The organism is Pseudomonas sp. GW823-FHT02E01 (assembly GCF_058797535.1).
Map to the genome: position 1 here is coordinate 257831 of NZ_JBXAJS010000006.1, position 24614 is coordinate 282444.

Consider the following 24614-nt stretch of genomic DNA (forward strand, 5'->3'; position numbering starts at 1 on the left):
AGCCTGCCCAATGGATGCGCAAACCCTTCGAGCCCAGGCGTTCAAAGCCCTTCACGAACGCCCCGGGGCATTTGTGATTCCCAATCCGTGGGATGCCGGTTCGGCAAAAATGCTTGCCAGCCTCGGCTTCGAGGCGCTGGCGACTACCAGTGCCGGTTATGCCTTTTCCCAGGGGCGTGCCGATGGCGGATTGACCCTCGACGATACCCTGATGAACGTTCAGGCGATTGTCGCCGCCACCGACCTGCCGGTTGCCGTCGACCTGGAAAACGGTTTTGCCGACAACCCGGCTGATTGCGCCAAAAGTATCTTGCGCGCGGCAGAGGCCGGCGCCGTCGGTGGTTCGATCGAAGATGCCACCGGCCGCGAAGAAGGCCCGATCTACTGTTTCGAACATGCCGTGGCGCGCATCGAAGCCGCTGTGGCTGCCGCTCGCAGTCTGCCGTTCGACTTTACGTTGACTGCCCGGGCGGAAAACTTCCTGCACGGCAATCCCGATCTGGCCGACACCATCCGCCGTTTGCAGGCATTCGCCGAGGCCGGTGCCGATGTGCTCTATGCACCGGGCCTGCGCAGCGCTGAGGATGTGCTGGCGGTCGTGCGCGCCGTGGCGCCAAAACCGGTGAATGTGTTGATGTCGGGCGGCTTGAAGCTGACGGTCGCGCAGTTGGGTGAGATGGGCGTCAAACGTATCAGCGTCGGTTCGGCGCTGGCATTGGCGGCCTATGGCGAATTCTTCCGCGCCGCCGAAGAAATCCAGACGTCAGGCACGTTCGGTTTCACATCCCGGTCGATGCCGTATCAGAAGGCGAATCAGTTTTTCAAAGGTTGAGGGAAGAGGGCGCGGCTGAGGATCAGGCGGCGATGCGCAGGTTCTGCAGGATGATCGGGCGCGCCCAGCCATTGTCGAAATCGAGTTGTTTCTGCTGCTCCACCCGTTCTTCTGGCGAGAACGGCGGGAACGGCTTGTCGAGCAGCTCGAGTTCGAACTCGGCGATGGGCAGGTGCAGCGGACGCGGTTGCGGGGCAGGGCCAGCTTCTGGCAGCGGTTGACCGGCGTTCAATACGATCGGGCGAACCCAGCCGCTTTCGAAGTCCTGCTGTTTTTGCTGGGCGACGATTTCGTTCGCCGGGAACGGTGGGAACGGCTTGTCCGCCAGGTCCATTTCGAATTCGGCAATCGGCAGGAACAGCGGCTCGGGCGGGCGGATTACGTTGTCCTTCACGTCGCATTCACGCTGGGACACGATGTGGGCCAGCAGGTCGCTGCCGACCGTGGGTTCAACAGGGCTTTCGAGATCGACCGGTGGAAAATTCAGAGACTCAGGTAGCACTTCACCCGACTGTTCGGCCAGCGCTCGGGCAAAGAAATCCTGCCAGATGTGGCTGACGCCGCTCAGTGCCTGGGTGTTTCGCAGGTTGTAGTCGCCGTAGGGCGAGATAAAACCTGTGATTGTGGGTTGAATGTCTGACATTTCTCTCGGTAGACGCTCAGCTCTGGCAAAATGCTCGATAGTTTTGTTATCGGCAGTTTTTGCCGATCATTAATTTTTTGAGCGTGTTTTCCGATGATTGATCAACCTGCGGCCTGCCGCATCCATGTCCAGGCCCTCGACGCGGCTTTCGAGCCACAAGCCGAGCAATGGGCCGAGCGCCTGGGCTTGCCAATGCAAGTAGCTGACGGCGAATTTGCCTTGCAGGTGGGTGACATGGGCTTGCAGCTGCAACAGCTGGGGCCGGATGCGCCCGGGCCGGTGCGGGTGGACTTCGTCGAGGGTGGTGCGGCCCATCGCCGACTGTACGGCGGCGGCAGCGGGCAGATGATCGCCAAGGCTGTTGGCGTCGCCCAAGGCGTGCGCCCGCGGGTGCTGGATGCCACGGCGGGGTTGGGCAAGGATGCGTTCGTGCTGGCCAGTCTCGGTTGCGAGATGAGCCTGATCGAGCGTCAGCCGCTGATCGGTGCCTTGCTGGAAGACGGCCTGGCCCGTGGCGCGGAAGATTTCGACGTGGCGCCGATCGTGGCGCGCATGCGCTTGCTCAAGGGCAATTCGATCGAGGTCATGCGCAACTGGGAGGGCGAACCACCCCAGGTGATCTACCTCGACCCGATGTTCCCGCACCGCGAGAAAACCGCGCTGGTGAAGAAGGAAATGCGCCTGTTCCGGCCGCTGGTGGGCGATGATCCGGATGCGCCGGCATTGCTCGAGGCCGCGTTGGCCCTGGCCAGCCACAGGGTGGTGGTCAAGCGCCCGCGCAAGGCGCCCTGTATCGAAGGGCCGAAGCCGAGTCATGCGCTGGATGGCAAATCCAGTCGGTATGACATCTATCCGAAGAAGGCGCTCAAGCCGTAGGGCCGAGTCGCCCCAATCGCGAGCTAGCTCGCTCCTACAGGTACGGTGAAATCCTTGTGGGAGCGAGCTTGCTCGCGATGGCGTCAGTCCAGACACCAACAATCCATCAGGCTCACTCAGGCCGATAAGCCCGCATAAACAACCCCACCACCTCCCGCACATGGCTCTCCGCCTCTTCGCCAACCGGCGGCTCGCCGCAGCCATACAGCAAACGGAAATTTCCGGCGCCCTTGAGCAGGCAGAAGAAGTGCTCGGCCGCGTTGTGCGGCTTGTCGATGCGCAGCACACCACTTTCATCGATCTTGCTCAGCAGGCGCTCCATGCCATGCAGCATGCGCTCTGGGCCGGCCTCAAAGAAAATTTGCGCGAGTTTCGGATCCTGGCTGCCCAGGGTCATCATCAGGCGGTGCAGGTTCACTGATTCATCACTGTTGATCAGTTGATGAAAACCGCGCGCGATGTTCAGCAGCACGGTTTCCACGGCCACGCCTTCTGGCAGTTCGAAGAACAGCGGTGGCAACTGTTCCTCGCACTTGGCCATCACGGCGGAGGAGAACAGCGTCTCCTTGTCGTTGAAGTGGCTATAGACCGTCAGCTTCGACACACCGGCCTCGGCCGCGACGGCATCCATGCTGGTATTGGCATAACCCTTACTCAGAAACAGCACTTTCGCTGCATCGAGAATTGCCTGGCGCTTGACCAGGTCCTTGGGTCTGCCTGGGCCATTGGGTGCTGAAAGATTGTTTGGCATATTCGTTTTTATTACTGGACTGGTGAGTTTGCTATTAATAACATACTGCTCAGTATAATTATTCAAAGCACCATTAGCGAAAGGTCCTTCACCATGTTCCGCTATGCCTTGTCCCTCGCGTTGCCAGTCACCCTGGCTTTTTTATTGTCTGCGTGTGGTCATGAGGAGGCGCCGCAAGTCAGCGTGCGCCCGGCCATGGTGGTCCAGCCAGAGCCTTCGGCACAGGCCATGGAAAGCTATCCCGGTGAAGTTCGCGCGCGGTATGAGCCGGATCTGGCGTTCCGCATCGGCGGCAAAGTCAGCCGACGACTGGTCGAGGAGGGGCAGCGGGTCAAGGCCGATCAACCCTTGGCGGAGCTCGATCCCCAGGACGTGCGCCTGCAACTGGAGGCCACTCGCGCCCAGGTCGCAGCCGCCGAAGCCAATCTGAACCTGGTGCGATCCGAGCGTGATCGCTACAAGACCCTGATGGAGCGTCAACTGGTCAGTCGTTCGCAATACGACAACGCCGAAAACCTCTACCGTTCCGGTGAAGCGCGCCTCAAGCAAATCAAAGCCGAATTCAACGTTTCCAATAACCAGGCCAGCTACGCCGTGTTGCGTGCGCCGCAGGACGGCGTCGTGGCCAAGCGCCTGGTGGAAGTCGGGCAAGTCGTGGCAGCCGGGCAAACGGTGTTCACACTGGCCACCGATGGCGAGCGTGAAGTCTTGATCAGCCTGCCGGAGCAGAACTTCGGCCGCTTCAAGGTCGGTGAGCCGGTGTCAGTGGAACTCTGGACCCAGCCCGACCAGCGTCTCGCCGGGCGCATCCGTGAATTGTCGCCGTCAGCCGATCCCAAGTCGCGTACCTTCGCGGCGCGTATCGCCTTCAAGACCGGCACTGTGCCAGTCGAACTGGGCCAGAGCGCCCGAGTGTTCGTGCAGGCCGCCGACGTGGTTCCACTGTCCGTTCCGCTGTCTGCGCTGACGGCGGAAAACGGCGTGACCTATGTCTGGGTCGTCCGCGCCAACAACACCTTGCAAAGGACCCCGGTGCGGGTCGGTGCCTTCGGCGAGAAAACCGTACCGGTGCTTGAAGGGCTCAACGCCAGCGACTGGGTGGTGGCCGCCGGTGTTCATGTGCTTCTCGAAGGGCAGCAGGTGCGCCCGGTGGATCGCTCCAATCGCGTGGTCAATCTGGCGGACAAGGAGTAAGCCCCGATGCGCTTCAACGTTTCCGAATGGGCGCTGCGTAATCGCCAGATCGTCCTGTTCCTGATGCTGTTGCTGGCCATCGTCGGCGCACTTTCCTACACCAAGCTCGGCCAGAGTGAGGACCCGCCGTTCACCTTCAAGGCCATGGTGATTCGCACCAACTGGCCGGGGGCGACCGCCGAGGAAGTCTCGCGTCAGGTCACCGAACGCATCGAAAAGAAACTGATGGAAACCGGCGAATACGAACGCATCGTGTCGTTCTCCCGCCCCGGCGAATCCCAGGTGACCTTCATTGCGCGCGACTCCATGCACTCGGTGGAGATCCCGGAGCTCTGGTATCAGGTGCGCAAGAAGATCAACGACATCCGTCATACCCTGCCGCCGGGGATTCAGGGACCGTTTTTCAACGATGAATTCGGCACCACTTTCGGCAATATTTACGCCCTGAGCGGCGAGGGTTTCGACTACGCCGTGCTCAAGGATTACGCCGACCGCATCCAGATCCAACTGCAACGGGTCAAGGATGTGGGCAAGGTCGAGCTGCTGGGGTTGCAGGACGAGAAAATCTGGATCGAACTCTCCAACGTCAAGCTCGCCACCCTCGGCTTGCCGCTGGCGGTCGTCCAGCAAGCCCTTGAAGAACAGAACGCGGTATCGACGGCAGGTTTCTTCGAAACCAGTAGCGAGCGCTTGCAGCTACGGGTGACGGGGAATTTTCAAACGGTCGACGAGATCAAGAACTTCCCGATCCGGGTCGGTGATCGCACCTTCCGCATCTCCGACGTGGCTGACGTGCGCCGTGGTTTCAACGATCCACCGGCGCCGCGCATGCGCTTCATGGCGCAAGACGCCATCGGCCTGGCGGTGGCAATGAAGAACGGCGGTGACATCCTGGTACTGGGCAAGGCGCTGGAAATCGAGTTCGCCCGCATACAGAAAAACCTCCCGGCCGGCATGGAGTTGCGCAAAGTCTCCGACCAACCGGCGGCGGTGAAGACCGGTGTTGGTGAGTTCGTGCAAGTGTTGGTCGAGGCGCTGGCCATTGTGTTGCTGGTGAGCTTCTTCTCCCTTGGCGTGCGCACCGGCATGGTGGTGGCCCTGGCGATTCCGCTGGTGCTGGCGATGACGTTCGCGTGCATGTATTACCTGGGCATCGGCCTGCACAAGATCTCCCTCGGCGCGCTGGTACTGGCCCTGGGTTTGCTGGTGGACGACGCGATCATCGCCGTGGAAATGATGGCGATCAAAATGGAGCAGGGCTTCGACCGGGTCAAAGCGGCGAGTTATGCCTGGACCAGTACCGCGTTCCCGATGCTCACCGGTACGCTGATCACCGCGGCCGGCTTCCTGCCGATTGCCACGGCGCAATCGGGCACTGGCGAATACACCCGCTCGATCTTCGAGGTGGTCACCATCGCGCTGTTGGCGTCGTGGGTGGCCGCGGTGGTCTTCGTGCCGTACCTCGGGGAAAAACTCCTGCCGGACCTGGCGAAGATTCATGCCGCCAAACACGGTGCCGGCCAGCCCGATCCCTATGCCACGCCGTTTTATCAGCGCGTCCGGCGTCTGGTGGAGTGGTGCGTGCGCTGGCGCAAAACCGTGATCCTGGCGACCGTGCTGCTGTTCATCGCTTCCATCGTGCTGTTCAAGTTTGTGCCGCAGCAGTTCTTCCCGGCATCGGGTCGCCTGGAGCTGATGGTCGATCTGAAACTGGCCGAAGGCGCTTCGCTGAGCAACACCGCCGACGAGGTCAAACGCCTCGAAGCACTGCTCAAGGATAAGGCCGGGATCGACAATTACGTGGCCTATGTCGGTACCGGTTCGCCACGATTCTACCTGCCGCTGGATCAGCAACTGCCGGCTGCGAGCTTCGCCCAGTTTGTCGTCCTGGCAAAAACCATCGAAGAACGGGAAGCCCTGCGCACCTGGTTGATTTCAACCCTTAACGAGCAATTTCCCGCTCTGCGTTCGCGGGTCACGCGCCTGGAAAACGGTCCGCCGGTTGGCTATCCGGTGCAGTTCCGCGTGACCGGGGAGCACATCGAGGAGGTGCGGGCGCTGGCGCGCAAGGTCGCGGCCAAGGTTCGCGAGAATCCGCATGTGGTCAATGTCCACCTGGATTGGGAAGAACCGAGCAAGGTGGTGTACCTGAACATCGATCAGGACCGTGCGCGGGCGCTGGGCGTGAGCACGGCCAACCTGTCGAGGTTCCTGCAAAGCTCCCTGACCGGCTCCAGTGTCAGCCAGTACCGTGAAGACAACGAGTTGATCGAGATCCTGTTGCGCGGCACCGTGCATGAGCGCACCGAGTTGTCATTGCTGTCGAGTCTGGCGGTACCGACCGATAACGGTCGCAGTGTCGCGCTGTCGCAGATCGCGACCCTGGAGTACGGTTTCGAGGAGGGCATCATCTGGCACCGCAACCGCCTGCCCAACGTGACGGTTCGCGCCGACATCTATGGCAAGGAGCAACCGGCGACGCTGGTGCAGCAGATCATGCCGACCCTCGATCCGATTCGCGCTGAACTGCCGGATGGTTACTTGCTGGATGTCGGCGGCACGGTGGAAGACTCGGCGCGCGGACAGAACTCGGTGAAGGCCGGCGTGCCGTTGTTCATCGTGGTGGTGTTGACCTTGCTGATGCTGCAGCTGCGAAGTTTTTCGCGCACGGCGATGGTGTTCCTGACGGCGCCGCTAGGGTTGATCGGGGTGACGCTGTTTCTGTTGGTGTTCCGCCAGCCCTTTGGTTTCGTGGCCATGTTGGGGACTATCGCCTTGTCCGGGATGATCATGCGTAACTCGGTGATTCTGGTGGATCAGATCGAGCAGGATATTGCGGCGGGGCTCAAGCCTTGGCAGGCGATCATCGAGGCGACGGTGCGGCGGTTCCGACCGATTGTGCTGACGGCGCTGGCGGCGGTGTTGGCGATGATTCCTCTGTCGCGCAGTGTGTTCTTTGGGCCGATGGCGGTGGCGATCATGGGGGGGTTGATTGTGGCTACGGCGTTGACGCTGCTGTTTTTGCCTGCCCTTTATGCGGCCTGGTTTCGGGTTCGCAAAGAGTCGGTTTGAGGGGGTGACCTTGGCGGCCTTCGGGCCGACCAGACTTTTGCGGGTGAATGCGATCCCCTGTGGGAGCGAGCTTGCTCGCGATGGCGGCCTGACAGTCGACCTGTATTTTGTTGACTGTGTACATATCCGTTGTTGCGGTAACGGCGGCTGGCGGTTTCGCCCTTACGGCGAGTCACTTTTAACAAGCGCCTTAAAAGTAACCAAAAGCGCTCGCCCCGAACGTCCGGCCCCTCGCCTAGGCTCGGGGTTCCTTCGCTCCGGCATTCATCCGGGGGCATTGCCCTCCGGTCGGCTTCGCTCGACCTACATGCAATGAGTTCGACTGCGTCGAACGGCGCTGCGCGCCCATCCCCGGATGAACACCTCCACTCAGCCTGCCGAGGGGGCGGGTGGATCAAGATCAAAAGCTGCAGGCGAGCTAACGCTCGACCTGATGAGTGGTGAAAATCAGTGGGTGTACGCCGACCCATTGTGGGAGCTGCCTGCTCGCGAAGGCGGCCTGACAGCCGACCTGTTTCTTCCGAATGTACTCGCTCAAATTGTGGGAGCTGGCTTGCCTGCGATGGCGGCCTGCCAGTCGACCTGTTTCTACCGAATGTACTCGGTCAAATTGTGGGAGCTGGCTTGCCTGCGATGGCGGCCTGCCAGCCAACCAAGTCCTCACAGATGTACCCGACTCAATTGTGGGAGCGAGCCTGCTCGCGAAGGCGGCCTGACAGCCGACCTGTTTCTACCGAATGTACTCGGTCAAATTGTGGGAGCTGGCTTGCCTGCGATGGCGGCCTGCCAGCCAACCACAATCCCTCACAGATGTACCCGATCCAATTGTAGGAGCGAGCCTGCTCGCGATGACGGACTTACAGTCGACAATGTTTATCGCCAAAGCCAACCATTCAGACCATTCCCACAAGACTTTCAGCTTGCCCGTCGGAAGCACGATCTCTAGCCTTTGCCTGTCGCTGCCAATTCAGTGATCGGGACTGCAAGCCCGCCAAAATGTTAGGCGCCTACTTTGGGAGCTTCGCAATGATCAAAGACAGTCCAGATCCCTCTGCCTCTGAATCCGAAAAACAAGTGTCACACCGTCCTTGCCCAATTTTCACCATCCGCCAAGGCGTCGATTCCGAAACTCTGCTAGTCCATGCCTACGAAACTCTTGCCTCAGCGAATGTAATGGCAACCGAACTGTCATCCATCCTGACCGGCCCCACCTCCAATCTGGCACTCGGCATTCAGCAGATGATCGTCCTGGCGCAGCTATCAGTGAATCGCGTCCTCGATCAGCTGGATCCGCAGCAATAGCCAAAGGAAGAAGCCCGCTGAACCTGTACCAACCAACGGGCCTTCATTGTTCCTACATCTATCTCGGACCCGTCTGATATTGAGGCTGAAAAACTCAGGTGTTGTACTCAGAACCCCGTTTCACGCATGTTTGAGACAGCGCCATGAAAAATCCACCCACATTGAGGGGCCGGTCCGATCCGGTGTTTGATCGGCTGTTGCGATCGCCCCACAAGGAACGCCTTTCGGAGTACCTCGCCTTGCTCAAGCCCCTGGACGATCAGGGGCGTTACCTGCCGTTCGATTCATTGCGCTATCGCTGGGCGCCCGGGCTGGATTCGAACCTGTGCTGGGCCTTGGTCAAGAAAGCGCGGACTGCACAGTATTCGAGCCTTTTGCCATTGGGTGAACCGGCGTGCTGGCTGAAGTTCATGCTGACGCCGCAGGCGCAAAAAGCGATTTCCGTAGTGGATCGTCAGGCGACAACCGCAGTGCTGGAATACATGACCGGCCAGATTGGCGAGCGCGCTCATTTCAGCTATTTGCTCAATGATCTGATCGAAGACGAGGCCATCAGCAGCAGCCAGCTCGAAGGTGCGGCCACCACGACGCGGGTGGCCAAGGACATGCTCAAGCGCCATCGTTCGCCGCGCACACCGGATGAACGAATGGTCATCGGTAACTTCAAGATGATGAACTTCGCCTGGGAGCAGCGTTACGAGCCACTGAGCGTTGAGCTGATCGCAGCCATGCATCGAGTTGGCGTCGAGGGTATCGACGATTCGCAGTACTCGCCTGGAGCATTCAGGACCAACGATGACGTCGTAGTCCAGGATGGCGAGGGCAACACCGTGCATTCGCCACCGCCTGCAACAGGGCTCGTGTCACGTTTGCAGGGGCTGGCGCAGTGGATCAATCAACCCCACAACAACACTCATCAAGCGGATTACCTTCATCCATTGATCAAAGCAATCGCGCTGCATTTTGTCTTGGGTTACGAGCATCCTTTTCGCGACGGCAACGGTCGGGTAGCGCGTGCGTTGTTTTACTGGTTCATGTTCAAAAATGACTACTCGGCGTTTCGCTACATCGCCATCAGTGTTTTGTTGCGCAATGCGCCGTTGAAGTACGGGCGGTCGTATTTGAATACCGAGGCGGATGAGCTGGATCTGACGTACTTCATCGATTTCCAGTGTTCGGTGGTGTTGCGAGCTGTGGGCAGTTTTACCGGGACGTATCGGAAAAGTCTGGACGATGCTGAGCAATTTGATTGCTGGTTGCGTGAAAGTGGTTTTCTCGACCAGCTCACCGAGAAACAGCGGGCATTGTTTCAGGTAGCCAGGAGCGGAATGGCCAAGGAGTTCACGGCGGTCAATGTGAAGGAAAATCTGGGTTGCTCTTACAACACGGCATCAGCCACGCTAAATGGGCTGGTCGCGTTGAAGTTGTTCGAGAAACGCAAGATGGGGCGCGAGTGGGTGTTCTTTCTAAGACCCGTATCAGCGGCCTGAACCTTTGTGGGAGCAAGACTGCTCCCACAGGTTTTGTGTAGCGGCTCAGAGCGTGCCAAACACTTTCTTCGCCAAACTGGTCGCCGCAGCCGCCGGGTTCTGGCGGATGGTTTCTTCCTGTTTGCCGATCATCTCGAACAAGCCATTCAGCGCCTGCTCGGTGACGTAGTTTTCGACGTTGGCGTTTTTCGCATCCACTACGCCCATTGTCGCCGCTTGTCCGGCGAACGAGTTGTACTGCTGGGCCAGGCCAACCTTGTCGGTGGCTTGCTTGACGATGGGCAGGAATTTGGCGCGGATCTGTTCGCGGCTGGTCTTGTTCAGGTATTGGGTGGCCGAGTCGTTGCCGCCGCTGAGGATGCCCTTGGCATCTTCCACGGTCATTTTCTTCACGGCATCGACGAGGATTGGCTGGGCCTGGGTCACGGCGGTTTCCGCCGCTTTGTTCATGCTGGCTTCCAGCTCATCGACCTGGTCACCCATGCCGAACTGTTTCATCTTGCTCGCGACTTTGCCCAGCTTGCCCGGCAGTTCGATTTTCACATCGGGGTTGTTGCTGAAACCACCCGGGGTGCCGAGTTGTTTGACGGCCAGTTGTGCGCCTTGGGTCAGGGCGTCCTTGAGGCCGCCGGTGGCGTCTTTCTGCGACAGGTCAGTGAGGGACAGCGCCAGGGCGTTGGCACAGATCATCAAGCCTGCGCACAGGCCGGCAAAGCGGAGGGTAGGGCGGAACATGGCAACTTCCTTTTTCGAAAAAGACACTTAGCGGGCCGGGTCGACACGGACCTTCAGCGGTTGTGGATCGGTGCCGTCCAGGCGCACGGCATGATTCTCGGTGGTGATGAACATCAGTTTGCCGTCGACTTCGATGCGCGCGTTCACCGAGTAACGGTGGTTGGGCTCTATCTTCAGCGGGTCGTAGCTGAGATGGAAGGCCAGCGGCACCTGCCCTTTGATCTGGCCGCGCTGTTCGTCGATGACCTTCGCCGGGGCATCGGCGAGTGAAATGTCCTGCAGGCTGACGCTCAGGACCGCCGTCGGTGGCAGGGCGATGCGTTGCAGGTAGAAGACTTCTCCATCAAGGGAAGCCTTGGGCGCCGGTGTCGGGTGCTGGCAGGCTGTCAGCAGGACGGCGGCTGCGATCAGTGGCAGTTTTTTCATCGGTCAATCTCCGTATCGAGGGCGCCAGAACCGACTGGCGCCCTGATCAATCTAGACGGTTTACAAAGGTGGGGCGGCGTCGGCGGCATCTTCACTGCGATGCAGCGCCACCTGACGGATAGACAAACGGATCTCCGCCGGCAATACGCGCTTGGCCGCGCCTTCGGCCAGTTCACCGAGCAGTTCGTGATAGCTCAGCTTGCCCGCTTCATCACGCTTGAGCACGTCAAGGTCGAGCATGGTCTGGATGAAGTGGCGGAACAGGCTCTTGTCGAAGAATTCCGGGGCGTTCAGGCCATGCAGGATCGACAGGCGTTGGGCCATGACCGTGCACAGGTCTTCCAGTTCTTCGGCGCTGATGCTGTTCTGGCCGCTGTTGAGCAGCAGGGACACGGTCATGTAGAAACGCTGCAAGGTCTGGGCGATGCTTTTCGACAGCAAGGTCAGCAGCACGAAATGCCGCGAGCTTGGCGCCGGGCGCAAGTACACGTCGTTCTCGAAGCGCAGCAGGCCTTGCTCGACGAACGCCTCCAGCCATTGATCGATCACCGCATCCAGTTCGTCCAGCGACCAGCGAATGAACAGCTCCGCTTGCAGGTAGGGATACAACGCGCGGGTGTAGCGCAGGATCTGTTCGCGACTCATGCGCGAGGCGCTCTGGAAGAAGCTCGCCAGCAACGCCGGCAGCGCGAAGATGTGCAGTACGTTGTTGCGGTAGTAGGTCATCAGGACGGCGTTTTGTTCGTCCAGATAGAGAATCTTGCCCAGGGCATCGCTTTGCTCGGACAGCAGGTCCATGTCCTTCACATGCTTGATCAACGCCCGGCCATCGCCTTCCGGCAAGGTGGTGTGTGGCGAATAGGGGACCTTGCGTAGCAGCGCCAGGTACAGATCCAGCACACGCGCCATGGCCCGGTCATCCAGCGCCAGTCGGGTGGTCGACAGCAGCGCCAGTGCCACCAGGTTGACCGGGTTGATCGCCGCCGCTTCGTTGAGATGCCGGGCGACTTTCTCGCCGAGGCGGTTGGTGGTTTCGTTGAGCCAGGCGGGTCTGAACTGCGGGCCGAGTTCCTGTTGGCGCCAGTCTGGCTGTTCGCTGTCGAGGAATTCCGCCAGTTTGATCGGCTCACCGAAGTTCACCGCCACCTGGCCGAAGCGCTGCTTGAGTGCGCCAATGACTTTGAAAATATCAAAGATCGACTCTTTCTTCTTGGCCGCACCGCGCAGTTCGCCGAGGTAGGTCCGGCCTTCCAGCACACGCTCATAGCCGATGTACACCGGCACGAAGACGATGGGCATGCGCGATGAGCGCAGGAAACTGCGCAGGGTGATCGCCAGCATCCCTGTTTTCGGCTGCAGCATGCGCCCGGTGCGCGAACGGCCACCCTCGACGAAATACTCCACCGGGAAACCCTTGGTGAACAGGGTATGCAGGTATTCGTTGAACACCGAGGTGTACAGCGGGTTGCCCTTGAAGGTGCGGCGCATGAAGAACGCACCGCCGCGACGCAGCAGGCCGCCGATCACCGGCATGTTCAGGTTGATGCCCGCGGCAATGTGCGGCGGGGTCAGACCGTTGCGGAACAATAGATAGGACAGCAGAAGATAGTCGATGTGGCTGCGATGGCACGGCACGTAGATCACTTCGTGACCCTGGGCGACCTTCTGCACGCCTTCGATGTGGTTGACCTTGATACCGTCGTAGATCTTGTTCCAGAACCAGCTCAGCACCACTTCCATAAAACGGATCGCAGTGTAGGTGTAGTCCGAGGCGATTTCGTTGCCGTAGCGTAGCGCTTGAGCTTTGGCTTTCTCCGGCGAGATGTTCTCGCGCTCGGCTTCGTCGAGGATCGCTTGTTTGACCTGTGGCTGGTTCAGCAGGCCTTTGACCAGGTTGCGGCGGTGGGAAATGTCCGGGCCGATTACCGCAGCCTTCAGGTTGCGAAAGTGAACCCGCAGGATGCGCTGGGCCATGCGCACGGTGCGCTCGTGGCCCTTGTCGTGCTCGATCAGTTCGCGCAGGTGGATCGGCGCGGAGAACTGCACGCGGGTCTTGCGTCCCAGGACAATGACGCTCAGTAACCGACGCAGACGCCCGGTAACGGCCCAGCTGTCGGCGAACAGGAGTTTCCATGGGCTGTTTTCGCTGTCCGGCGACTGCCCCCAGAACACGCTGACCGGGATGATCTGCGCATCTTCGGCGGCGTTCTGGCTCAGGGCGCTGACCAGGCGGGTCAGTGTCGGCGGCGCTCCGCGCTTGTCCTGGCGGCCGAGCCAGTCCGGGTCCGGCGTCAGGTAGAAGAACGCAGCAGGTTCCAGCAGGTTGCCCACCGATACCGGCAGTACCGGGCGTGGCAGGCCGGCCTTGCTGCATTCGGTGTCGACCACGGCGAGGTCGGTCAGCGAAGGGTTTTGCAGGACGTAGAACACCGGACGACTGCGGTCGAGGTTGAGAGTGAACGACGACTGGTTGATCGTCTCGGAGCGAACCCAGAGGTACAACAGTCGGCGCAGGGTGCCAAACACAAGACGGCGGAACGGGGAGCGGGTCATACGGCTTCTGCGTGAGTGAATAAAACCGAGCGTTTGCTCGGGAGGTCGTAGGGGGTCTTCTCAATTAGTTTCCGCGCCGCGTTGTCGCCTTAAAGCGGGCCAGGCAAGGCGCAGGCCGCTGGGAATGGTTGTTCCCTTTCCAAGGCCTGTAACGCAGCCTGGCCCGCTTTAAGGCACGACCCGAAGGGCCGGGCCTGCTGTTTTGCAGGGCTGCGTTGCTCGAAGCTTATTTGGAATGACCAAACCACGCTTCTCGCGCCTTGCCCTGCAAAACAGCAGACCCGGCGCGGCGCGGAAACTAATTGAGAAGACCCCCTAGTGTGCCGGATTCGCTGAAAATCGGCAAAAAAGCGCGAAAGTAAACTCTTGTTGAGAGTTTTAACGTCTGTCATATACTCGGCGCTCTGTCGCCGTTGCCCTCATGGGACCGGTATGCGCAGGCTGACGTTCCCGAGGCTTTCCTGCGAAAAGCCCGACCAATAATAAAAAGGGAGTATGAACAAATGGCAACACGCGAAACCGGCAACGTGAAGTGGTTCAACGACGCCAAGGGCTACGGCTTCATTCAGCGCGAGGACGGGGTGGACGTGTTCGTGCATTACCGCGCGATTCGCGGTGAAGGCCACCGTTCGCTGACCGAAGGCCAGCAGGTTGAATATGCGGTGGTGGAAGGGCAGAAAGGGTTGCAGGCTGAGGATGTTGTAGGTCTGTAACCAGAATCTTCAGAACGCCCAAAAACACTGTGGGAGCGAGCTTGCTCGCGATAGCGGTCTGACATTCAACATGGATGTTGACTGAAAGGGCCTCATCGCGAGCAAGCTCGCTCCCACAGGTTTGGTGTGTAGGTTTTTACGCGGTTTTCCAGGTGATTTCTTCTTCACCATCGGCGCTGATGCGAATCCAGCGGTCCGCCGTCTCTTCACCTTCTTCCTCGACCCAGGTGCCCGGTGCACAACGCACTTCCACGTTGAGCGCGGCAAACGCGGCGCGGGCGCAGGCGATGTCGTCGTCCCACGGGGTCTGGTCGCTTTCCAGATACAAGCTGTTCCATTTGCCGACGGCTTTTGGCAGCCAGGTCACTGGCACGTTGCCAGCCTTGCACTTGTAGGTCTGGCCCTTCTGGACCCAATCGGTGCACGGACCCAATGCCGCACCGAGCCAGGCGGCAATGGCTTTGTGGTCGACGTCGGCGTCTTTCAGGTAAATCTCGATATCGGGTTGGCGCATGGATGTCCTCACTGCGGGTCTGAAAAATCCATTCGCGGATTTAGCCGGTCTTGAGCATTTGCCCGAGACCAAAAATTAAGGTTATTGAAGTACGAAATAATCGTAGCGCATCGACACGGTGACCTCGAACGGCTCGGCCTGCTCGATAACGGCAGCACGGCGCTCGGCACTGGCGCGCCAGCCGTGGGGCGTCATGGCCAGCAGGTTCGCCCGGTCCTGACCGCTTTCCAGCGTCAGTTTGAATTCCAGGGTTTCGCTGTGGGCCAGCGCCATACCTCCCGGCACCAGGGCCAGGTGCTTGTCGTCAGTGTATTCACGGACTTCGTCGTACAGCCGCTCACGCAGTTCCATCAGGTGGCCGCTGGTCGGCCCGACTTTCATCAAGCCCCCGCCGACGCTGAGCAGGCGTTTGGCTTCTTCCCAATCCAGCGGGCTGAAGACGCTCGCCAGGAACTGGCAACTGCCGGAAGCCAATGGCACCCGCGCCATGCTGGCGATCAACCAAGTGAGCTTCGGGTTGCGCTTGCAGGCGCGCTTGACCGCTTCGCGGGAGATGTCCAGCGCGTAGCCGTCAGCATCCGGCAAGGCCTCGGCGATCTTCGCGGTGTAGTAACCCTCGCCACAACCGATATCGACCCAGCGAGCCGGTGCGTAGCCAGCCGCCAGCTCCGCCAGGCGCTTGGCCACCGGGGCGTAGTGCCCGGCATTGAGGAAGTCGCGGCGAGCCTCGACCATGGCCTGGTTATCCCCAGGATCGCGACTGTTCTTGTGCTGCACCGGCAACAGGTTCAAATAACCCTGACGCGCACGGTCGAACCGATGCCCGGCGGGGCAGACCACACCGTTGTCCATCGCATTCAGCGGCTCACTGCAGATCGGACACGCGAGCATCAGGCGAGCAACTTGATCAGGGTCTGGTAGTAGATCTCGGTCAGCACATCGAGGTCGGCTGCCAGCACGCGCTCGTTGACCTGGTGGATGGTCGCGTTGACCGGGCCCAGTTCAACCACCTGGGTGCCCATGGTCGCGATGAAACGACCGTCGGAGGTGCCACCACTGGTGGACGCCTTGGTTTCACGGCCGGTGATGTCCTTGATGCTCGACGACACGGCGTCCAGCAGCGCGCCCGGTTCGGTGAGGAACGGCAGGCCGGACAGCGCCCAGTCGATGTGCCAGTCCAGGCCATGCTTGTCGAGGATGTCGGCGACGCGCTTTTGCAGGCCTTCGACCGTCGATTCGGTGGAGAAACGGAAGTTGAACACCGCCACCAGGTCACCCGGGATCACGTTGGTCGCACCGGTGCCGGAGTTGACGTTGGAGATCTGGAAACTGGTCGGCGGGAAGAAATCGTTACCGTGGTCCCAGTGCTCGGCAGCCAGTTCGGCCAGGGCCGGGGCGGCGAGGTGGATCGGGTTCTTGGCCAGGTGCGGGTAGGCCACGTGGCCTTGCACACCGCGCACGGTCAGCTTGGCGCCGAGGGAGCCGCGACGACCGTTCTTGACCACGTCACCCACCAGGGTGGTGCTCGACGGTTCGCCGACGATGCACCAGTCCAGACGTTCCTTGCGTGCGGCGAGGCGTTCGACCACGGCCTTGGTGCCGTGGTGCGCCGGGCCTTCTTCATCGCTGGTGATCAGGAAGGCGACTTTGCCCTTGTGATTCGGGTAGTCGGTGACAAAACGCTCGGAGGCGACGGTCATGGCGGCGAGGCTGCCTTTCATGTCGGCGGCGCCACGGCCGCAGAGCATGCCGTGTTCGTCGATCAGCGCGTTGAACGGTTCGATCTGCCAGGCCGCCACCGGGCCGGTCGGGACCACGTCGGTGTGGCCGGCGAAGCACAGCACCGGACCGTCGTCCTGGCCGTGGGTGGCCCAGAAGTTATCCACATCTTCGATGCGCATCGGTTCCAGGGTGAAACCGGCATCGCCCAGGCGCTGCATCATCTGCTTCTGGCAATCGGCGTCGATCGGCGTCACGGACGGACGGCGGATCAGGTCGATGGCGAGTTGGAGGGTCGGCGAAAGGTCGGCGTGGGCCGTCATGGAAAACTCCGAAAATCATGAATGTGGGCGCGGGCTAAATGTGGGAGCGAGCTTGCTCGCGATGGCGTTGTGTCAGTCAACATAAACTTTGATTGTTACATCGCAATCGCGAGCAAGCTCGCTCCCACAGGTATCGGGTTCGTTCTGTAAACCCCGACACGCCAGGCCCCGCAAAATGGCGCTTATCTTAAAGCAAAACGGCGACCATTGGCCGCCGTTTAGTGCATCCGCGCAGATTTAGACGACAGGTGCCGTTTCAGGCTCGGCGGCCGGTTTCGGCAGCGACGACAGGAACGCCATGATCAGCGCCGCGACGTACGGCAGCGACTGCACCAGCAGCATGGTGACCCAGAAGCGCATGTCGTTGCTCGGCATGCCGTTCACCAGGTAGATCCCCAGGGCCGCGCTCCACAGCAGCAGCATGATGAACATCTCTTCCCGGGCTTCGGAAATCGCCACCCAGAAGCCGTGGTTGTCGGCATTCTTCGGCGTACGGAAGAACGGAATGCTGCTGGTGAAGAAGCCGTACAGCACCGCTTTGGCGATGGTATGGGACAACGCCAGACCGGCCAGTGCCGCGCAGAAGGCATCCTTCAGATTCACCCCGACCGCACGACGGTAGAGGAAGATGATCTTGGCGACCTTGAACACGAACAGCGCCAATGGCGGGATTGCGAAGATCAGCAGCGGCGGATCGACCCGTTGCGGCACGATGATCATTGCCGCCGACCACAACAGCGCGCCAACGGTGAAGAAGATGTTCATGCCGTCCGCCACCCACGGCAACCAGCCCGCGAGGAAGTGGTAGCGCTGGCCACGGGTCAGCTCGGTGTCCTTGCCGCGCAGCAGGCTGGCGGTGTGGCGCTTGATGATCTGGATCGCTCCGTAGGCCCAGCGGAAACGCTGTTTCTTGAAGTCGATGAAGGTATCGGGCATCAGGCCCTTGCCGTAGCTGGTGTGGTAGTACGCTGCCGACAGGCCTTTTTCGAATACCCGCAGGCCCAGTTCGGCGTCTTCGCAGATGCACCAGTCGGCCCAGCCCAGTTCTTCGAGCACCGAGCGACGGGTCATGGTCATGGTGCCGTGCTGGATGATCGCGTCGCGGTCGTTGCGGGTGACCATGCCGATGTGGAAGAAGCCTTTGTATTCCGCGTAGCAGAGCTTCTTGAAGGTGCTTTCGTTCTGGTCGCGGTAATCCTGCGGCGACTGCACCACGGCGATTTTCGGGTCGGCGAAGTGCGGCACCATGTGCTTGAGCCAGTTCGGGTGCACGCAGTAATCGGAGTCGATCACCGCGATCACTTCGGCGTCCTTGGCGGTGTGCGGGATCAGGTAGTTCAGCGCACCGCCCTTGAAGCCGGCCAGTGGTGCCACGTGGAAGAACTTGAAGCGCGGGCCGAGGGTTTCGCAATAATCGCGCACCGGTTCCCAGACAGCCGGGTCCTTGGTGTTGTTGTCGATGATCAGGACTTCGAAGTCCGGATAGTCGAGGTTGGCCAGGGCGTTGAGGGTCTGTTTGACCATCTCCGGCGGCTCGTTGTAGCAGGGCACGTGAATCGACACTTTCGGGCGGTAGCTGGAGTCGCCTTCCACCGGCAGGAACTCGCGCCGGCGCTTGTGCACCCACACCGCTTCGGCCAGTTCATGGGCTTCGGTCAGCAGCACGATAAACACCCCGAGCGCACCGAGGGCGAGCAAGAAGCCCACCGTCAGGCTGAACCAGGTGCTGTATTGCTGGCTGTAGTCGTAACCGATCCACACCAGCACCGAACCACACAGGAACGCAATGAAGGTCAGGAAGGTACGGCCACGCTGGCGCAGGGCCGAGCCGTCGATCATCAGCAGGGTCAGCGACAACAGCGCCAATACCACCGAACCAATGGCCAACACGCGCCATTGCGGAATCGCCACCACCGGGCCTTCGAAGTTGAACTTCTGCTGGCGCGCGGCGTTGAACACGCCCCAGTAGGCGCCGACGGAACCTTCGTCGCTGGCTTTCCACGGCTGGTCAAACGCTTCGATCACGAAGTAGTTGAAGCCCTGGCGGTTGAGCTTGTTGACCAGGGTTCGCAGATAAATCGCCTGGTCCGCCGGGGAGGCGTCGGCGCCACCACGCATGCGGCCGTTGCTCGGCCAGCCCACCTCGGACAGCAGCAGTGGTTTTTTCGGGAACATCTTTTTCAGGTCGCGGGCGCGGTCGAGGACGAACTGCCCGGCCTTGTCCATCGGGACGAATTCCCAGTAAGGCAGGACGTGCGCGGCAATCAGGTCGACGTGCTTGGCCAGTTCCGGGTGTTCTTCCCACACGTGCCACTGTTCGGACGTAGTCACCGGCACTTTCACGGCGGCACGCACGCGATCGAGCATGACGCTGAGTTCCTGGGCGGTGATTTCCTTGCGGTAAATGGCCTCGTTGCCGACCACCACACGAACCACGCTGCGCGAGGAGTTGGCGATTTCAATGGCACGGGTGATTTCCCGTTCGTTGCGTTCCAGGTCCGGGCTGATCCAGATCCCCAGGGTCACCCGCAAGCCGAACTCTTCCGCCAGTTTCGGGATGTTCTGCAGCGTGCCGTCGACCGAGTAGATGCGGATGTTGTCCGTCAGCTTGCTCATGATCTCCAGGTCGCGACGCATTTGATCGTCGGTCGGGTACTGGTCTTTCTGCGGGAACTGGCCCTGCTGGAATGGCGAGTACGAGAAGCCGGAGATCTGTTCAGGCCAGTTGGGGGCGGTGACCGGGCGGTTGATCAGCGCCCAGAAGCCGGTAAACAAGGCTGCGATGGCGAGCACCACGACCAGGTTGAGTCCAAATTTACGCGATGACATAGTTATTTCGGGTTCCAAAGACTGTGGAACGAAGGAACGGTTGGCGGTCGCCAAGGGGCGCGCATCCTACACCGGGCATTCTCTGGTCGTACAGCGGACAGGGAATTGCCGGACATTGGGCAATCCAAGTCGGTTTAAGTTCTTTCTTTAGAGCGTGTAGGACGAATCTTTGTTCGATGTATTTTTCGTGGATGTTGCCCGTTCATAGCGCAATGATGCTCTTGGGCGCCGACGGCCCTATAATGCGCGCCGGTTTTTGGGGTAATGGTCATGAGTACAGAAGATCCGCGGTTTGCTGGCATCGCCCGCTTGTATGGCATTGAAGGCCTTGAGCGCCTGAAAGCGGCCCATGTGGCGATCGTGGGCGTCGGTGGCGTCGGTTCCTGGGCGGCGGAAGCCATGGCCCGTTGTGGTGTTGGCGAAATTTCGCTGTTCGACCTCGATGACGTCTGCGTCAGCAATGCCAACCGCCAGTTGCACGCGCTGGACAGCACGGTGGGCAAGCCCAAGGTCGAGGTGATGGCCGAGCGTCTGCGCGGGATCAACCCGGATTGCACGGTGCATGCGGTGCCTGACTTCGTGACCCGCGACACCATGGCCGAGTACATCACGCCGAACATCGACTGCGTGATCGACTGCATCGACAGCGTCAATGCCAAGGCCGCGCTGATCGCCTGGTGCAAGCGGCGCAAGATCCAGATAATCACCACCGGCGGCGCGGGCGGGCAGATTGACCCGACGTTGATCCAGGTCTGCGACCTCAATCGCACGTTCAATGATCCATTGGCGTCGAAGGTGCGCTCCACGCTGCGCCGCGACTACGGCTTCTCACGCACCGTGACCCGTCACTACAGCGTGCCGTGCGTGTTTTCCACCGAGCAACTGCGCTACCCGAAACCGGACGGCAGCATTTGCCTGCAGAAGAGTTTTGTCGGTGATGGCGTGAAGCTCGACTGCGCCGGCGGGTTTGGTGCGGTGATGATGGTGACGGCGACGTTTGGCATGGTCGCGGCGACCAAGGCTGTGGACAAGATTGTCGCGGGTGTGCGGCGGCCAGCGGAGCGGGTCAAGTCGCAGGCCTGAGGTTGTTGCTGATGGCCTCATCGCGAGCAAGCTCGCTCCCACATTTGATCTTCAGTGAATACAGTTTTTGTGTACGACCGAAGTCCAATGTGGGAGCGGGCTTGCTCGCGAAGGCGATTAACCGGCCAACTCCCGCATCCGCTGAAGCACCGCATTCAAGCCATTGCTGCGGGATTCAGACAACTGCCGTCCCAACCCCAGCTGATTGAACCAGTCCGGCAAATCCACCTGCTGCAACTCGGCCGCGGACAAGCCGTTGACCCGCGCCAGCAGCAATGCCACCAACCCGCGAATCAACCGTGCATCACTGTTGGCGCTGAACTGCCAATGACCGTCGCGCAACTCGCCCACCAGCCACACCTGGCTTTCACAGCCGTGTACCCGATTGGCGTCGCACATTTGCGTGTCGCTCAACGCGGGCAGGCGCTCGCCCCATTGCATCAGCAGGCGTGCGCGTTGTTCCCAGCCTACCGCTTTCTGAAAGATATCGAGTGCCGTCACGGCATCGGCAGGCAGGTTCATCGCAATAGCTCCAGCGCCTGATCCAGGGCTTCAAAGAACCGCTCCAGGTCTTCGGAATCGTTGTACAGCGCCAACGACACCCGAATCGCTCCGGCCAGTTCGAAGCGTTTGAGCAGCGGCATCGCGCAGTGGTGGCCGGCACGCACCGCGATCCCTTGTTCGGTCAGCAAATGCGCGAGATCGGAGTTATGCACACCCTCGACGGTGAAACTGGCCAGCGCCACTTGCGGCTTGCCCAGCAGGCGAATGCCGTTGCGCGCCTCCAGGCCCTTGAGCAGACAGGCATGCAACGCGGCTTCATGGGCAGACACGGCGTCCTGATCGAGCCCGGCGAGGTAGTCCAGGGTCGCTCCCAGGCCGATCACGCTGGCAATCGGCGGCGTCCCGGCCTCGAAACCCAGCGGTGCCGGGCGAAAGCGTGCGTCGTGATAATTGGCATCGAGCACCATTTCACCACCGAACTGCCAGGGACGCAGTTGTTGCAGTGCTGTGTTGCGCCCGAACAGCACACCCAGGCCATCTGGGCCGTAGAGCTTGTGGCTGGAGAACACATAGAAATCACAGCCCAGCGCCTGCACGTCGTGGCGACCATGGACCACGCCCTGGGCGCCGTCGATCACGGTCAGGGCGTTGTGCGCCTTGGCCAGTGCCAGCAATTCAGACAGCGGCTGCCATGCGCCAATCACGTTGGACAACTGGCTGACCGCCAACAGACGCGTGCGTGGACCGATCAAACCGGCGGCGGCTTCAAGGTCGATCACGCCGTTGGTATCCAGCGGCAGGATCACCAGTTTCAGGTCGCGACGGTGCGCCAGTTGCTGCCAGGGCAGCAGGTTGGCGTGATGCTCCAGGGCGCTGATGACAATTTCGTCGCCCGGATTGAAAAGATGTTCCAGGCCATAGGCCAGGAGATTCAGCGCGGACGTCGCGCCGTGGGTAAAGATGATCTGCCCGCAATCGCCAGTATTGAGCCATTGCGCGACTTTGCGGCGGCTGTCCTCGAACGCCTGGGTGGCGTGGGCGCCGGGCAAATGCTGCGCCCGATGCACGTTGGCCGCGCCGTTGGCGTAGTAGTGCGCCAGGGCATCGAGCAGGGCTTGAGGTTTTTGCGTAGTGGCGGCGTTGTCCAGATAGGTCTGGTCTTGCCGTTGCAGGGCGGCGATGGCCGGAAAATCGGCACGCCAGGGGGAGAGAATCATCATGTTGTTCGCCTGTACGCCTGCCCCCTGTAGGAGCGAGCTTGCTCGCGATGGACGTCAACGATAACGCGGTGCACCAGACAGCACGTGTCGCCTAATCGTCCTTCGCGAGCAAGCTCGCTCCTACAGCGGTGCGGGTGGTCGTGTGGCTTAGTTGTGAGCGTGCAGCGCTTCGTTCAGCTCGATGGCCGATTTGTGGGTTTTGCATTCCACGGCACCGGTCTCCGAATTGCGACGGAACAGCAGGTCCGGCTGGCCGGCCAGTTCACGGGCCTTGACCACTTTGACCAGTTGATTGTTCTCGTCCAGCAGCGCGACTTTGGTACCAGCGGTCACGTACAGGCCCGACTCGACGGTGTTGCGGTCGCCCAACGGGATACCGATACCGGCGTTGGCGCCGATCAGGCAGCCTTCGCCGACCTTGATCACGATGTTGCCGCCGCCCGACAGGGTGCCCATGGTCGAGCAGCCGCCGCCCAGGTCCGAACCCTTGCCGACGAATACGCCAGCGGATACGCGGCCTTCGATCATGCCCGGGCCTTCGGTGCCGGCGTTGAAGTTGATGAAACCTTCGTGCATCACGGTGGTGCCTTCGCCCACGTAGGCACCCAGACGCAGGCGCGCAGCGTCAGCGATACGCACGCCGGCCGGAACCACGTAGTCGGTCATTTTCGGGAACTTGTCCACCGAGAACACTTCCAGCAGCTCGCCGCGCAGGCGGGCTTCGAGTTGCAGTTCGGCCAGTTCGCTCAGGTCGACAGCGCCCTGGCTGGTCCAGGCCACGTTCGGCAGCAGCGGGAAGATCCCGGCCAGGTTCAGGCCGTGTGGCTTGACCAGGCGATGGCTCAGCAGGTGCAGCTTGAGGTAGGCCTCAGGGGTGGACGACAACTGGGCGTCTTCGGCCAGCAAGGTGGCAACCAGCGGCTTGTGGCTCTCGGCCAGGCGGGTCAGCAGTTTGCCTTGTACCGCGTCGATGCCTTTCACGGCTTCAGCCAGTTGCGCGGCCTGCGCGGTGGTGAAGGTGATGGCCTGGTTGCCTTCGCTGTAACCGAGGATCGGCGCAATGGCGGCGACCAGTTCGGCGGACGGGTTGAGCAGTGGCTGGGCGTAGAACACTTCCAGCCATGCGCCTTGACGGTTTTGAGTGCCGACACCAAAGGCCAGGCTGAACAGGGTAGTAGACATGTTGATACCTCTAGCAAATTGAAACGGGCTGCTTACGTGAGCGCGGCCGCGTAGATATCTGGCTTGAAGCCAATCAGGGTTCGGTCACCGAGATCAAGCACCGGGCGCTTGATCATCGAGGGTTGTGCGAGCATCAGTTCGATGGCTTTCGTCTGGTCGAGATCGGCTTTGCGTTCGTCGTCGAGCTTGCGAAAGGTCGTGCCTGCACGGTTCAACACCACTTCCCAGCCGTGCTCGTTGCACCATTGGGTCAGGTGTTCACGGTCGATACCGACCGCCTTGTAATCATGAAAGTCATAGCTGACAGCGTGTTCATCGAGCCAGGTGCGCGCCTTTTTCATGGTGTCGCAGGCTTTGATGCCGAAAAGGTGCAACGTTTTGCTTGAAACGGTCAAGGAATTGCCCCCTTTGCAGGTGCCGTAAATAAAAGGTGACGGATTATGCCATGGCCGGACGGTTTCGCGGCGGCTGTGGTCGGGTTTGTCTCTGAGTCATGGCATAAAACCTTTGTAGGAGCGAGCTCGCTCGCGATGAACCTGAGAACGCCGCGGGGTGTCAGGTATACAGCGTGATCGTTAACGACCATCGCGAGCGAGCTCGCTCCTACAGGGGGTTGTAGTTCTGGCGTGCGACATTGGTGCAAGGGTCAGTAG

The 24614-nt window shown here is 60.7% G+C and carries 21 protein-coding genes; 8 read left to right on the forward strand and 13 right to left on the reverse strand.

What is annotated here, in order from left to right; all coding sequences use genetic code 11:
• Nucleotides 1-10 precede the first annotated feature (10 nt).
• A complete protein-coding gene (locus tag AC1RDQ_RS16735) occupies nucleotides 11-832 on the forward strand; it encodes an isocitrate lyase/PEP mutase family protein (RefSeq protein WP_429520669.1) in 822 nt (273 codons plus the stop codon).
• A 22-nt stretch (nucleotides 833-854) separates the two neighbouring features.
• Here the strand turns inward: AC1RDQ_RS16735 and AC1RDQ_RS16740 are convergent, their stop codons facing one another.
• Nucleotides 855-1475, reverse strand: a complete 621-nt coding sequence (locus AC1RDQ_RS16740; RefSeq protein ID WP_349733518.1) for an energy transducer TonB — start codon at nucleotides 1473-1475, stop codon at nucleotides 855-857.
• 93 nt (nucleotides 1476-1568) lie between these two features.
• On the opposite strand from AC1RDQ_RS16740, the gene AC1RDQ_RS16745 reads away from it, so the two are divergent.
• Nucleotides 1569-2351 carry a class I SAM-dependent methyltransferase gene (locus AC1RDQ_RS16745; protein WP_057716192.1) on the forward strand — a complete coding sequence of 261 codons (783 nt, stop codon included), beginning with the start codon at nucleotides 1569-1571 and terminating at the stop codon, nucleotides 2349-2351.
• A 112-nt stretch (nucleotides 2352-2463) separates the two neighbouring features.
• Here AC1RDQ_RS16745 and AC1RDQ_RS16750 read toward each other — a convergent pair whose 3' ends face one another.
• A complete protein-coding gene (locus AC1RDQ_RS16750; protein ID WP_340315477.1) occupies nucleotides 2464-3102 on the reverse strand; it encodes a TetR/AcrR family transcriptional regulator in 639 nt (212 codons plus the stop codon).
• 93 nt (nucleotides 3103-3195) lie between these two features.
• Between AC1RDQ_RS16750 and AC1RDQ_RS16755 the strand changes: the two genes are divergently transcribed.
• From AC1RDQ_RS16755 to AC1RDQ_RS16770, 4 genes are all read left to right on the forward strand, one after another.
• Complete coding sequence (locus AC1RDQ_RS16755; protein ID WP_223504703.1) at nucleotides 3196-4296, forward strand: efflux RND transporter periplasmic adaptor subunit; 1101 nt, start codon at nucleotides 3196-3198, stop codon at nucleotides 4294-4296.
• A gap of 6 nt (nucleotides 4297-4302) precedes the next feature.
• Entirely contained in the window at nucleotides 4303-7368 is a 3066-nt protein-coding gene (locus AC1RDQ_RS16760) for an efflux RND transporter permease subunit (protein WP_492587748.1), read from the forward strand.
• Between the two features lie 1026 nt (nucleotides 7369-8394).
• Nucleotides 8395-8670 carry a DUF6124 family protein gene (locus AC1RDQ_RS16765; RefSeq protein ID WP_492587749.1) on the forward strand — a complete coding sequence of 92 codons (276 nt, stop codon included), beginning with the start codon at nucleotides 8395-8397 and terminating at the stop codon, nucleotides 8668-8670.
• Nucleotides 8671-8813: 143 nt separating this feature from the next.
• Nucleotides 8814-10160 carry a Fic family protein gene (locus AC1RDQ_RS16770; RefSeq protein ID WP_492587750.1) on the forward strand — a complete coding sequence of 449 codons (1347 nt, stop codon included), beginning with the start codon at nucleotides 8814-8816 and terminating at the stop codon, nucleotides 10158-10160.
• Nucleotides 10161-10205: 45 nt separating this feature from the next.
• Here AC1RDQ_RS16770 and AC1RDQ_RS16775 read toward each other — a convergent pair whose 3' ends face one another.
• The 3 genes from AC1RDQ_RS16775 to plsB are packed head-to-tail and all read right to left on the reverse strand — an operon-like array spanning nucleotide 10206 to nucleotide 13874.
• Nucleotides 10206-10895: a DUF4197 domain-containing protein gene (locus tag AC1RDQ_RS16775; protein ID WP_057716186.1), complete on the reverse strand. Its 690-nt coding sequence runs from the start codon at nucleotides 10893-10895 to the stop codon at nucleotides 10206-10208.
• A gap of 27 nt (nucleotides 10896-10922) precedes the next feature.
• Complete coding sequence (locus AC1RDQ_RS16780) at nucleotides 10923-11321, reverse strand: YbaY family lipoprotein (RefSeq protein ID WP_057716185.1); 399 nt, start codon at nucleotides 11319-11321, stop codon at nucleotides 10923-10925.
• 60 nt (nucleotides 11322-11381) lie between these two features.
• Nucleotides 11382-13874, reverse strand: coding sequence for a glycerol-3-phosphate 1-O-acyltransferase PlsB (gene plsB, locus AC1RDQ_RS16785; RefSeq protein WP_492587751.1), 2493 nt, complete (start codon nucleotides 13872-13874; stop codon nucleotides 11382-11384).
• 503 nt (nucleotides 13875-14377) lie between these two features.
• On the opposite strand from plsB, the gene AC1RDQ_RS16790 reads away from it, so the two are divergent.
• Nucleotides 14378-14587 carry a cold shock domain-containing protein gene (locus tag AC1RDQ_RS16790; RefSeq protein WP_007954750.1) on the forward strand — a complete coding sequence of 70 codons (210 nt, stop codon included), beginning with the start codon at nucleotides 14378-14380 and terminating at the stop codon, nucleotides 14585-14587.
• Nucleotides 14588-14723: 136 nt separating this feature from the next.
• Here AC1RDQ_RS16790 and AC1RDQ_RS16795 read toward each other — a convergent pair whose 3' ends face one another.
• The 4 genes from AC1RDQ_RS16795 to AC1RDQ_RS16810 all read right to left on the reverse strand — a co-directional run bounded on the left by AC1RDQ_RS16795 (nucleotide 14724) and on the right by AC1RDQ_RS16810 (nucleotide 19972).
• On the reverse strand, nucleotides 14724-15101 hold the full coding sequence (locus AC1RDQ_RS16795) for a hypothetical protein (protein WP_057716183.1): 378 nt from the start codon (nucleotides 15099-15101) through the stop codon (nucleotides 14724-14726).
• An 81-nt stretch (nucleotides 15102-15182) separates the two neighbouring features.
• The gene (locus AC1RDQ_RS16800) at nucleotides 15183-15992 is read right to left on the reverse strand and encodes a putative RNA methyltransferase (protein WP_492587752.1); all 810 of its coding nucleotides are present in this window, start codon (nucleotides 15990-15992) and stop codon (nucleotides 15183-15185) included.
• Nucleotides 15992-17143, reverse strand: coding sequence for a succinyl-diaminopimelate desuccinylase (gene dapE, locus AC1RDQ_RS16805; protein WP_102669819.1), 1152 nt, complete (start codon nucleotides 17141-17143; stop codon nucleotides 15992-15994). The genes AC1RDQ_RS16800 and dapE overlap by 1 nt, the downstream gene beginning before the upstream one ends.
• 237 nt (nucleotides 17144-17380) lie before the next feature.
• The gene (locus AC1RDQ_RS16810; RefSeq protein WP_057716180.1) at nucleotides 17381-19972 is read right to left on the reverse strand and encodes a glycosyltransferase; all 2592 of its coding nucleotides are present in this window, start codon (nucleotides 19970-19972) and stop codon (nucleotides 17381-17383) included.
• A gap of 264 nt (nucleotides 19973-20236) precedes the next feature.
• Here AC1RDQ_RS16810 and tcdA point away from each other — a divergent pair, with 264 nt between their 5' ends.
• Entirely contained in the window at nucleotides 20237-21055 is an 819-nt protein-coding gene (tcdA, locus tag AC1RDQ_RS16815) for a tRNA cyclic N6-threonylcarbamoyladenosine(37) synthase TcdA (protein ID WP_154861817.1), read from the forward strand.
• 117 nt (nucleotides 21056-21172) lie between these two features.
• Here tcdA and AC1RDQ_RS16820 read toward each other — a convergent pair whose 3' ends face one another.
• From AC1RDQ_RS16820 to AC1RDQ_RS16835, 4 genes are all read right to left on the reverse strand, one after another.
• Complete coding sequence (locus tag AC1RDQ_RS16820; RefSeq protein ID WP_492587753.1) at nucleotides 21173-21577, reverse strand: SufE family protein; 405 nt, start codon at nucleotides 21575-21577, stop codon at nucleotides 21173-21175.
• Nucleotides 21574-22779, reverse strand: a complete 1206-nt coding sequence (locus AC1RDQ_RS16825; RefSeq protein ID WP_057716178.1) for an aminotransferase class V-fold PLP-dependent enzyme — start codon at nucleotides 22777-22779, stop codon at nucleotides 21574-21576. The genes AC1RDQ_RS16820 and AC1RDQ_RS16825 overlap by 4 nt, the downstream gene beginning before the upstream one ends.
• A gap of 147 nt (nucleotides 22780-22926) precedes the next feature.
• Nucleotides 22927-23961: a 2,3,4,5-tetrahydropyridine-2,6-dicarboxylate N-succinyltransferase gene (dapD, locus tag AC1RDQ_RS16830; protein ID WP_008019559.1), complete on the reverse strand. Its 1035-nt coding sequence runs from the start codon at nucleotides 23959-23961 to the stop codon at nucleotides 22927-22929.
• A gap of 32 nt (nucleotides 23962-23993) precedes the next feature.
• A complete protein-coding gene (locus tag AC1RDQ_RS16835) occupies nucleotides 23994-24356 on the reverse strand; it encodes an ArsC family reductase (RefSeq protein ID WP_057716177.1) in 363 nt (120 codons plus the stop codon).
• Nucleotides 24357-24614: the final 258 nt, after the last annotated feature.